Annotated in this window: 7 protein-coding genes; 3 read left to right on the forward strand and 4 right to left on the reverse strand. The window is 33.8% G+C overall.

Going from position 1 to position 12666, the window contains the following annotated elements; all coding sequences use genetic code 11:
* Nucleotides 1–11: 11 nt before the first annotated feature.
* From ACFWU4_RS00260 to ACFWU4_RS00270, 3 genes are all read right to left on the reverse strand, one after another.
* Nucleotides 12–2480, reverse strand: coding sequence for a beta-mannosidase (locus ACFWU4_RS00260; protein ID WP_411123706.1), 2469 nt, complete (start codon nucleotides 2478–2480; stop codon nucleotides 12–14).
* Nucleotides 2470–3159, reverse strand: a complete 690-nt coding sequence (locus ACFWU4_RS00265; RefSeq protein ID WP_411123708.1) for a copper homeostasis protein CutC — start codon at nucleotides 3157–3159, stop codon at nucleotides 2470–2472. Before ACFWU4_RS00265 ends, ACFWU4_RS00260 begins: the two co-directional genes overlap by 11 nt.
* 82 nt (nucleotides 3160–3241) lie before the next feature.
* On the reverse strand, nucleotides 3242–5530 hold the full coding sequence (locus ACFWU4_RS00270; protein ID WP_411123710.1) for a beta-N-acetylhexosaminidase: 2289 nt from the start codon (nucleotides 5528–5530) through the stop codon (nucleotides 3242–3244).
* Between the two features lie 40 nt (nucleotides 5531–5570).
* On the opposite strand from ACFWU4_RS00270, the gene ACFWU4_RS00275 reads away from it, so the two are divergent.
* From ACFWU4_RS00275 to ACFWU4_RS00285, 3 genes are read left to right on the forward strand one after another with little or no spacing between them, the layout of a single operon-like run.
* Nucleotides 5571–8519, forward strand: a complete 2949-nt coding sequence (locus ACFWU4_RS00275; RefSeq protein WP_411123712.1) for a GH92 family glycosyl hydrolase — start codon at nucleotides 5571–5573, stop codon at nucleotides 8517–8519.
* 22 nt (nucleotides 8520–8541) lie between these two features.
* Nucleotides 8542–10212 (forward strand): MFS transporter, encoded by a 1671-nt coding sequence (locus ACFWU4_RS00280; RefSeq protein WP_411123714.1) that lies wholly within the window; start codon nucleotides 8542–8544, stop codon nucleotides 10210–10212.
* A 12-nt stretch (nucleotides 10213–10224) separates the two neighbouring features.
* Nucleotides 10225–11238 (forward strand): N(4)-(beta-N-acetylglucosaminyl)-L-asparaginase, encoded by a 1014-nt coding sequence (locus ACFWU4_RS00285; RefSeq protein ID WP_411123716.1) that lies wholly within the window; start codon nucleotides 10225–10227, stop codon nucleotides 11236–11238.
* Here the strand turns inward: ACFWU4_RS00285 and ACFWU4_RS00290 are convergent.
* Entirely contained in the window at nucleotides 11235–12647 is a 1413-nt protein-coding gene (locus ACFWU4_RS00290; protein WP_411123718.1) for an aldehyde dehydrogenase family protein, read from the reverse strand. The genes ACFWU4_RS00285 and ACFWU4_RS00290 overlap by 4 nt on opposite strands.
* Between the last annotated feature and the right edge of the window lie 19 nt (nucleotides 12648–12666).

Consider the following 12666-nt stretch of genomic DNA (forward strand, 5'->3'; position numbering starts at 1 on the left):
TGGCGTTTGGCTTATCTTATGAAATTGTTAAAGCTTTTTAGCTGCAAATCGTCAAGAGCTTTTGCTTCCGTTTTAAAATGAATAACATATGTTTTATTAGGTAACATATCTATAAAGTTATCGTCAAAAAATCCGTTTTCTTTTGTGTATATGAATACATCTTTTTGAAAAGTTTTTGAAGCAAGTTCTATATAAAAACCATCTTCGGTATTAGTGATTTTTTGTTCAATTTTTAGATTTGATAAGAGTAACAATTTAGGTTTTACTAAATAGTGTAAAATCTCATAATGTTGAAATGTAGTTTTAACAACAACCCCCCTCTTATCTATGTTTAATGTACCTAAATTAATCTCTAGATACTTATTACTACTATTAGAATCTACAGTAACTGGTTTATTTTGGCTAAATAGCTTGTCACCTTCAAAATTTAAAAAAGTAATATTTAGGATTCCTTTTTGCTCTTGTAAAGTATCATTAGCGATCCATATTTTTAATATATCATTTTCAATACTTGATGAAATTAACACATTATCAAAACTACGTTTGGCTTTATAATGCAATGCTTTCCAATTTCCTAAATAGTCAATACTAGACCAAGATACTGCTGGCCAACAATCGTTGAGTTGCCAAAACAATGTACCCATATTGTATGGTTTAGCTCGTCTTTGCGCTTCAATACCTTTTGTGATTCCATAAGCTTGTAACAGTTGACTCATATAAACGTAATCTTCAGGGTTATGAGGCACAGGAAAATCACGCTTCATATAGTCTTCAATAATTTGAAACCCTCTAGAATGTTTTTGATGGTTTTTAAAACCTTCAGAAGTTATCTCAATCGAATCACTTTGATTGATATATCTAATCGTTTTATAACTTGGAAAAGACTGAAAGCCAAACTCACTCATAAAACGTGGTATGTTTTCTTCGAAATGTTCAAACGGATAGCCATCGTGCCAAATCCACCAATCGTGTGCATCACCTTCTGTTTTATATTTAGGATTTCCTCTTCCATATTTGGGCGAACTCTCCCAATAATCTGTATCTGTTAATTGGGCAACAGTAATTGGTAAAATAGAATCGAATACTTTAAGGTAATTGCTCCAAATCTCAGCTTTCTCTGCTTCGTTTCTACCAGCTTGCCAGCCCCAACGATGCCAGCCTTCTGAGTTTTCGTTATTACCACACCATAATGCAATACTTGGATGGTTTCTTAATTTTACGACTTGTTCGGAAGCTTCTTCCTTAACATTGTCAAGAAACGCTTTATCACCGGGATACATAGCGCAAGCAAACATAAAATCTTGCCAAACTAAAATGCCTTTTTCGTCACATAAATCATAGAAAATATCATTCTCATAAATACCTCCTCCCCAAACTCTGAGCATATTCATGTTGGCATCCACAACGTCATTTAACAGTTTGTCATAGTCTGTATCTGTTATTTTATTCTGAAAGCTATTTTGCGGAATATAATTTGCTCCTTTTGCATAAACTGGCACGTCATTAACTTTGAAATAAAAGGATTCTCCCATGCTGTCTTTTTCTGTAACTAGCTCTATGGTCCTTAAGCCATGTTTAACTGAAATACTATCAAGAATTTTATCATCATCCTTAACGACAACTTTTATATCATAGAGATATGGTTCACCCAAATTATGTGGCCACCAACGTTTTGGACCTTTCATTTCAAAAGGTATGGAATAAGGACTATATTGAAATCCACCCTCAGATTCTGCAACTAAAGAATCATTCACAAATACTTCAAAAGTATATCCATCTGTTATATTATGAGCCAGATCTAATTGTAAATTCAATTTTGCAATTGAGTCATTTAGTTTTACCTGTTGAACATAAACATCTTTTACTCTTAAATCATTATTAGCTGTAAGGTTTATTGACTTCCAAATCCCACTCGCATTTAACTTTGGTCCCCAATCCCAACCATATTGAAATTGTGCTTTTCTGGTAAAAATACGTTCTCCTTCTGGTAATTCGTAAGGCGACTTTTCTTTTCCTGTTTGCTCGTATTTTGATGTAGATTCAAAAACTATTCGTAATTGGTTTGTAGATTTCAAAAGTGATTTTACATCAACATTCCATGCTCTAAAGGCATTATTTGCTTTTAAAATTATGCTATCATTTAAATAGACGGAAGCATAAGTATCTAAACCTTCAAAATTGATTTCTAAATGTTTCTTACGGAGTGTTATTTTGTCAATAGTAAATGTGGTCTTGTACTCCCAATCGGTTTCTGAAACCCATTGCACATCTTTTTCATTGTCTCTAATAAATGGGTCCTCAATTAATTGATGATCTAATAAATCGGAAAACACATTGCCTGGAACTGTTGCTGATTGCCATAAAGAATCTTTAACTTTCTTAAATTGCCAATTACTATCTAATTCTATAGTTACTGGAACGTCGTGCTTTGGTTGACAACTAAAGCATATAAGGATAAAAAGAAACACGCTATATCTCATCTAAAATGGCTTTTATTTTTTGAGAATCTGAATAGGTTATAGGCATAGAGAATACTGAATTACCTCCTTCTAAATGAGTTGAAGCTGAAGCATGAATTTCTTTTAACCCAATCTGTTTAAAGATCTGTGCATTATCACTTGAAATCCCTCCACCTGCTAAAATTGTAATTTTACCATCTGTAATTTCATCTAATTCTTGTAATAGTTTTATCCCTTTTTCCGCTGATATTTCTTGTCCAGAAGTTAACAGACGTTCGACTCCTAAATCTACTAATTGTTCTAATGCTTGTTTTGGATTTATAACCTCATCAAACGCACGATGGAATGTAAATTGTAATGGTTTAGATAATTCTACCAACTCTTGTGTTCTATCAATATCAATAGTATTATCTTCATTTAATATTCCTGAAACAATACCATCACATCCTAAATCTTTACAGAGTTGAATATCTTTTTTCATGATTTCAAACTCGTCCTCTGAATACACAAAATTTCCACCTCTAGGTCTAATTAAAACAAAAACAGAAATATCTAAATTTTGAATCACCTGTTTTAATAAGCCATATGATGGCGTAATGCCTCCAACAGGTAATTCTTGACATAATTCTATACGATGTACTCCTGCGTTGCAGGCATTTTTTGCAGATTGGTATGAATTTGCGCAGATTTCTAAAATCATAATATTTCTCGTGAAAACGGGAATCTCTTTAATTAATACATATTATTTCAAAGTGGATTCCTACCTGCGCAGGAATGACAAATCAGTTAATTATTATCTCATCAATAAACGTCCAAGCCTTATTACCAGATCCTTGTTTGCCTTCTGGGATTGTTCCATAGTTTTCAACTTTGATAAGAATTTTAGTAACATCCTTAATTTCTTCATCAATACCTATATTCAAATTAACATTTGCCAATAATCCTGTTGGCTCAACTTGCTTGTATACTGTTGGAGCATTATCTCCATAGTAATAAGTTGCGGTAATACTTTTGGGAGCATAAATCCATTGTCCATTTCCATTGTAGAACCGCGTTGAAATATTGTTTACATCAGTAGGCTTATCGAATTCAATTTCTACCCAAATATCTTCTCCCCAAAATCCTAACCATTCTTTATCTCCATAACGAGAGTCGCTTCCGTTAATACCATTTATTAAACCTGCTGCTCCGCTACCAGAGTAGGCTTTATGTGGTTCTTTATCAATTGTTATTTTAGCACCAACCGCTTTATGTAAATTAATATCTTGAGAAAATGTTGTTCCTAATTTTTCTTCTGCATTAAAAACAGCTGCTTTTAAATTCACACTTGTTGTAATAGCAATAGGATTATTATATACTGGTGATACTGAGTCTGGCACAGTGCCATCTAAAGTATATCTAATCGTTTTTCCTTCAGAAGCTGTTTCCATTTTATAAGCAACTTGGTTTTCAGAAGTAATTAACTCTCCTTCAATTTCAAATAAATGATTTGCATAATTAATATCTAGCGCCTCTAATCGCTTATGAAAGTTTTCAACTCTAGACACAAAATCAATATAATTTCTTGTTTCAGGATCTGACCATACGACTTCACTTAAAGCCAAAATCCTAGGAAACATCATATACTCTACTTTATCAGAATTCGGCATATATTCTGTCCATATATTACCTTGGGCTCCGAGAACATATTTCGCTTCCTCTTCAGTTAATTCGTCTGGTATTGGATTAAAATCGTATACCTTCTCTAATGGTAAAAAGCCACCAATGGCCAAAGGTTCATCTTCATTTTCAGATTGGTAATGATCAAAGTAACAATGAGAACCTGGTGTTAAAATAACATTATGCTTTTGCTTTGCAGCTTCTATTGCTCCATCAAACCCTCTCCAAGACATTACTGTGGCGTTTGGTGCTAATCCACCTTCTAAGATTTCATCCCAACCAATAATCTGTCTGCCTTTATCATTTAGATATTTTTCTACTCTCGAAATGAAATAACTTTGCAACTCATGCTCATCTTTTAAACCCTCTTCCTGTATTCTTTGCTGACAGGACTTACAATTTTTCCATCGTATTTTTGGAGCTTCATCTCCTCCAATATGAATGTATTTACTTGGAAATAATTCTAAAACCTCATCTAAGACATCTTCAAGAAAACCAAATGTCTCGTCTTTTGTGCAATAAATCTCTTCAAAGACTCCCCATTTTTTTGCGACCTCAACTTGCTTACCAGAACAACCTAATTCTGGATATGCAGCAATTGCCGCCTGAGAATGTCCAGGTAACTCAATCTCTGGAATCACAGTTACAAAACGTGATGCTGCATAAGCCACTATATCTTTAATTTGCTCTTGAGTATAAAAACCTCCATATTTTTTGCCGTCAAATTGATGTGGCTGGTCGCTATAATGGCCTACTAAAGTTTCATCTCTATAAGCTCCTATTTCTTGCAATTTTGGATATTTTTTAATCTCTATACGCCAACCTTGATCTTCTGTTAAATGCCAATGAAAGGTATTCATCTTAAGCATAGCCAATGCATCGATATACTTTTTTATAAAATCAACGGAAAACATATGTCTACCAACATCTAAGTGCATTCCTCTGTATCTATACTGAGGTTGATCTTTGATACTTACTGTTCTTATACTAGTTTCATCAGAATTAAAACTATTATTCTCAAAAGTGGATGGCAGCAATTGACGTAAGGATTGCACTGCATAGAAAGCTCCTTGATCAGTTGACGCTTTTATTTTAATCGTTTTTTCATTTATATCTAAATGATACCCTTCTTTAGAAATTAAGTCTGTTTTTATAAACTCAATTTCATTCGAAGTTTTCAATTTTATAAGGCTTCCATCCTCTATAAAATTCTTTAAAAATTGACCACTTACTTTAAAATCATTACTAAAGGTAATTCCTGTTTTACTGTTTAAAACAAAAAATGCATCGCTTTCATTTATAAAATCTGGTTTTGGAATTATTAATGAAGGATTAATTTGCTTAATATTTTCGCTACAGTCAAAACTTAGAATTGATAAAATGATACATGTAATTAATCTCTTGAAATGCATTTTAGTATATTAGATGCTTTAAATTTAACAATCTTTTTGAATGAACGTAAAACTAACCTCCGTTTTAATTTTATTTCTATTAGTTTTTAATTGTCAAGATTCACCTATCATTACTGCATCTAAAAAAGATCAACCTCTAATAAATTATGTAAACACCTTTATTGGTACAGGCGGTCATGGGCATACCTATCCTGGTGCAACGATGCCTTTTGGTATGATGCAGCTGAGTCCTGATACACGTTTAGAAGGCTGGGACGGATGTTCTGGTTATCATTACACTGACGAATATATCTACGGTTTCTCGCATACACATCTTAGTGGTACAGGTATTAGCGATTATGGAGATGTGCTATTAATGCCAACAAATACGGTAAACTTTAACAATGGCGCTAATGGTAAAAAAGGGTATCGCGCTCATTTTTCTCATGATAACGAAACTGCTGAACCCGGATATTATAAAGTTCATTTAGATTCAACTAATATAGACGTTGAATTAACCGTTTCTTTAAGAAGTGGAATTCATAAATATCGATTTCCTTCGAGTGAAAATCAATATGTAGTTCTAGATTTACAACATCGTGATAAGGTGTTAGATCATAAAATCAATAAATTAAATGATTATGAAATAAATGGCTTTAGACATTCTGAAGCTTGGGCTGCAGATCAACGTTTATTTTATCATATTAAATTTTCGCATCCTATAAAAGACATTGTCTATGATGATGGAGAAGGCATAGCAATTTCTAAGAACTATAAGTTTGAAAGCAAAAAAGCAATTCTACTTTTTGATAACCCTAATAATGAACCTGTATACGTTAAAACTGGGATTTCCGCTGTTGACATAAATGGTGCAAAAGAAAATATGACTGCTGAAATTGGGAATAAAGACTTTGAAACAGTTAAAAAAGAAGCCCAAGACTATTGGGAACAACAACTTGAAAAAATAGTTATTGAAAGTGATGACCTAGATAAAAAAACGAATTTTTACTCATCTTTATATCATACCATGCTAGCTCCAAACAGATATCAAGATGTAGATGGTCGTTACAGAGGTATGGACTTACAAATTCATCATGCAGATTTCGATTACTACACGGTCTTTTCACTTTGGGATACGTATAGAGCTGCACATCCGCTCTATACCATCATTGAACAAGAAAAAACAAACGATTTTATAAATACATTTTTAGCAAAATATGATGAAGGTGGCATTATGCCAATGTGGGATTTAGCAGGAAACTATACGGATTGTATGATTGGGTATCACGCAGTGCCTGTTGTAGCTGATGCCTATTTAAAAGGGATTAGAGGTTACGATACAGAAAAGGCATTTAAAGCCATGAAACATTCTGCAACTAGAGACAAATTTGGACTGGAAGCTTATAAAAAATATGGCTTTATTCCTGTAGATGAAGAGAGTGAATCCGTTTCTAAAACTTTGGAATATGCCTATGATGATTGGACCATTGCACAAATGGCAAAAGACATGGGTAAAACTGAAGATTACAAAACTTACATACAACGTGCGCAGTACTATAAAAATGTATTTGATCCTGAATCTAGCTTTATGAGAGGTCGATTTAGAAATACGTGGTTTGCACCATTTGATCCTTACGAAGTGAATTTTAATTATACCGAAGCCAATTCTTGGCAATACAGTTTCTATGTACCACAAGATGTTTCAGGTTTTATAGACCTACTTGGCGGTAAAGACAGGTTAGAAGCTCAACTCGATGAGTTGTTTAGTGCAAAAACTGAAACTTCTGGCCGCGATCAATCAGACATTACGGGTTTAATAGGCCAATATGCGCACGGTAATGAACCTAGTCATCATATGGCTTATCTGTACAACTTTGTTAACAAGCCGCATAAGACTCAAGAAAAAGTATATCAGATTTTAACTGAACTCTATAAAAATGATCCAGACGGAGTTTCTGGCAACGAAGATTGTGGACAAATGAGTGCTTGGTATGTTTTGAGTTCAATGGGCTTTTATTCAGTGACACCTGGAAGTAATGAATATATTATTGGAACACCGCTTTTTAATAAAACGACCATCAATCTCGAAAATGGTAAACAATTTACAATTAAAGCCAACAACTTAAGTGACACTAATATTTACGTAGAATCTGTGAAGTTAAATAGTAAGGATTTAGACATCACTTATCTAAAACATGAGGATATTATAAATGGAGGTACTTTAGAATTTAATATGACTGATAATCCTACGGTTTGGGGAAGCAGAGATGGAAATGCACCAAAAACCGAAATTACAGATCATATCATTTTACCATCTCCTTATATTGAAAAAGGAGATATCACCTTTAGAGGATCTACTGAAGTTGTTTTAAATACCTCTGAAACAGACGCCAAAATTTTCTATGCTTTAGATAAGGGAGATTTTAAATTATATGAAAAACCATTTACAATAACTGAAGATACTCAAGTTAAACTTTATTCTGAAAAAGGAGACTTAAAAAGCCCTTTGTTATCCACTCCGTTTTATAAAATAGATCCTAATCTTAGCATAAAGTTAGAGAGTGAATTTGCCAATCAATATAGTGCAGGTGGAAACGACGCATTAATAGATGGTATAAGAAGTACCAAAAATTATAGAACTGGTAGCTGGCAAGGCTATTGGAATACAGACTTGGTTGCCATTGTAGATTTAGGCTCAGAAAAACCTGTTGCATCAGTTTCAACCAATTTTTTAAGAGATCAAGGCGCTTGGATTTTTCATCCTACTGAGGTGGAATATTTGGTATCTAAAGATGGAAAAACTTTTAAATCGATTGGAAAGAAAACTTTAGAAACCAAATCTAAAAATTATAACATAGACATTGAAACGGTTATAATGAACATACCGAAATCTAATTATAGATACGTAAAAGTCATCGCAAAAAAACTTGGTAAAGTCCCAGAATGGCATGTTGGCTATCCCATGGATGGCAAAAGCTGGATTTTTGTGGATGAAATTTCGATAAAATAAAACTAACTAACAACACTAATAAATGAGTAATCAAAACAACAAATCTGCACTAGCTACACTTTGTACAGTGTTCTTTTTCTGGGGATTTATAGCAGCGTCTAATGGCGTTTTTATCCCTTTTTGTAAAACGTATTTTAGTATTGACCAATTTCAATCGCAACTTGTAGATTTTGCCTTTTATGGTGCATATTATATTGGAGCTTTACTTTTATTCATTTTATCTGGTTCGATTAAAAAGGATATCCTCAATAATTGGGGATATAAAAATGGTATTGTTTACGGACTTTTATTATCTGCCATAGGTGCTTTTGTAATGTATCCTGCAACTGCAGGAGCAGAACAAGGTCAGACCGGCGTTTTCTACTTTGTATTAATAGCACTTTTTATAGTTGGCTTAGGGTTTTCATTACAGCAAACAGCTGCAAACCCTTTCACAATTGCTATTGGTGATCCTAAAACAGGTTCGCATAGACTTAACTTAACTGGTGGAATAAATTCATTTGGTACAACCATAGGACCAATTGTTGTGAGTTTAGTAATATTTGGTTCAGCTACCTGGAGTACTGATGAGTTATCTCAGATGATTACCAATAATGAAATCACTTTAGTCACTGTCCAAGGACTCTATTTAGGTGTTGGTGTTTTATTTTTAGCAGCAGCTGCCTTATTTCATTTTTCTAAAAAATTACCTGCATTGAAATCAGAAACAGTCTTTGAACCTGCTAACAAGGCGAGAAATTTATTGATTGTTTTAACCCTCATTATTGTAGGATGCTTCGGTTATATATTTAGCACATACTCTGGTGAATTCGTAACCACAGAAGATATTGAACAAACCCGCTTAATAGTGTTATTCATTGCTTTATTCGCAGTCATTGCTAGCGTTTTTGTTGCTAATTCAAGTGCTTCGAAAAAACCAGAAGGTTGGGGAGCTATGAAGTATCCGCAATTGGTTTTAGGCATGCTTGCGATATTTATGTATGTTGGTGTTGAGGTTACCATTGGGAGTAATTTAGGTGAACTTTTAAAACAAGCTGTAGGTGATACAAATTTAAATGCTTTAGGACTTACAATTTTAAACGATTCTGAAATCGGGAAATATATTTCATTGTATTGGGGAGGATTGATGATTGGTCGTTGGGTTGGTGCCATCACTGTATTTAATCCAAGTAAAGGGTTAAAAAAGGTACTACTAATTATTGTGCCCTATATAGCATTTGGAGTCATCATTCTCGCAAATTCTTTTAAAAGTAGTTTTACTACAAATGAAATTTTATTCTTTGCAGTTTGTATCGCCGTTCAAATCGGTGGATTTTTCTTGGCAAAAGATAGACCTGTTAAAACGCTTAAGATTTTTAGTTTGTTAGGAATCATAGCAATGCTAATTGGATTATTCGCCTCAGGAAATGTCGCATTATTTGCATTTTTATCTGGTGGCTTATTTTGCTCAATTATGTGGCCATGTATTTTTACATTAAGCATTGCTGGTCTGGGCAAATATACTTCGCAAGGCTCTGCATTTTTAATTATGATGATTTTAGGTGGAGCCATAATTCCTCCTGTACAAGGGAAATTAGCAGATGTATTTTCAATACAGTCCTCTTATTGGATTGCAGTAGGTTGTTTTATTTATTTATTGTTTTATGCGTTCAGAACTAAAACAGTTTTAGATAAACAAGGAGTAGAATATTAAAATTCAAAAGTAATGAATCGTAGAAAATTTATAAAAAACACGGCATTAACGGGAGCCGGATTATCCTTAGGTAGCACATTAGTAGGATGTAATAACGATACTACTAAAGAAGCAGAAACTACTACAGTAATTTCTAATGAGGATTCTAAAGCAACATTACCTTTAGTCATTGCCACGTGGCATGTAAAAGAAGCCACGGCAAAAGCAATGGAAATTTTACAAGCTGGCGGAAATGCATTGGATGCTGTAGAACAAGGTTGTAAGGTAGAAGAAGCGAATGAGAAAGGCCAGTCTGTTGGAAAAGGTGGTTTACCAGATAGAGATGGTAATGTCACTTTAGACGCTTGTATTATGGATAAGCATGGAAACTGTGGTGCTGTCGTTTATTTACAAGATATAACGCACGCCGTTTCTGTAGCACGAAAAGTTATGGAAGACACACCTCATGTGATGCTCGCTGGAGAAGGTGCAAAACAATATGCCATTTCGCAAGGTTTTGAAGCAGAAGATCTATTAACAGATGCTTCTAAAGAAGCTTGGGAAAAGTGGAAGGTTGAAGCCAAATACAAACCCATCATTAATATAGAAAATCATGACACTATTGGTATGTTAGCTATAGATAAAAATGGTGATATCTCTGGTGCATGCACTACAAGTGGCTTAGCCTACAAAATGGGCGGACGTGTTGGTGATTCACCAATTATAGGTTCAGGATTATTTGTAGACAATGAAATTGGAGCTGCGGTAGCCACAGGTTTAGGTGAAGAAGTCGTTAAAACAGTTGGTAGTTTTTTAGTGGTGGAATTGATGCGTCAAGGCAAATCACCACAAGAGGCTTGTGAGGAAGCGATTAGTAGAATTGTAAACAAACCTAATAGTGATTACGCTAATTTCCAAGTTGGTTATATTGCTGTAAATAAACAAGGAGAAACAGGAAGTTACTCAATACATCAATGGTTTAGCATGACTAAATTTCAGGATGGAGTTAATGAACAGATTCAATCTGATTATTTTAATAAAGCTTAAAACCATTTAATAGTTAATCTTGCTATCTTTTCTTTAACTCTGCCATAAGGTGGAAACATAAATTCTGATGCGCCAATAGTATGCTGTTTCACAACAGCACGTTTATTACTAAAAGCCTCAAAACCAAAAAATCCATGACTTTTGCCAATTCCACTATTATTTACTCCGCCAAAAGGTAAATGATGATTGGCATAGTGGATAATATTATTATTAATACATGTACCACCTGCTCTAGTATTCGTAATAATAGCATTTGTATTAGATTTACTCTTACTATATATATAGAGAGCTAATGGTCGTTCCTTAGTGTTAATATAATTAATCGCTTCATCTAATTTGCTATACGTGAGAATTGGCAATATTGGACCGAATATTTCTTCTTGCAATATAGTGGCTTCATCTTTTAAGTCAGAAATAAGTGTTGGCTCAATATATTTGTCTTTTGCATCCGATATTCCTCCAACAATTATAGTTGCACTAAGATCTTTAGCATTCTCTATATGTGACTTTAAACGTTCAAAATGCTTTTGAGTTACAATTCTGCCATAAGATTTTGAAGTTTTAGGTCTATCTCTGTAATAATAACTTAGCCATTTTTTGCAAGCGTTTACAAACTGTTGTTTTATCGATTCGTCTACTAATACATAATCTGGTGCGACACATATTTGACCAGTATTCAGAAATTTTCCCCACATAATCTTTTTAGCAGCCGCATCGATATTTGCAGTTTCATCTATAATTACCGGAGACTTACCTCCCAACTCTAAAGTTATTGAAGTTAGATTTTTAGAAGCTGCGTTCATTACAATCTTACCTACATTAGGAGAACCAGTGAAAAATATATGATTAAATGGCAATTTTAAAAGCTGAGTAGATACTTCCACTTCTCCTTCAACAAGAGCTACTTCGTCTTCAGAAAAAACTTCCCGAACGATCTTAGCCATTAAAGCAGAAGCATTAGGTGTCATCTCAGACGGTTTTATAATAACAGTATTTCCAGCTGCAATCGCAGAGACCAAAGGGCCAAAAGTTAAATTAAAAGGAAAATTCCAGGGAGATATAATCAAACAAACCCCTTTAGACTCATGTATAAAGTAAGAACTCGCACCAAGCATTGATAGTGGTGTCTTTACTTTTTGTTTTCGCATCCATCTATGTAAATATTTAACGGCATGCTTAATATCACCTATAATAGGATACACTTCTGTAAGTTCGGTTTCAACCTTAGGCTTCCCCAAATCTTTGCGCATAGCTTCAATAATTTGATCTCTGTACGTGATTTCTATCGCTCGACGAAGTGCATTTAATTTTTTAACTCTTTGATTATGTGTTGTTTGACCTACTTTTAACTGATTAGCCTGTTGCTTTAAAAAGAGCTCATAATGTGGATTATCTTTAAAATCTGTCATTTATCGTTACCGTATTTAT

Origin of the sequence: Winogradskyella sp. PE311 (assembly GCF_046545555.1) — a bacterium.
Lineage (GTDB): Bacteria > Bacteroidota > Bacteroidia > Flavobacteriales > Flavobacteriaceae > Winogradskyella.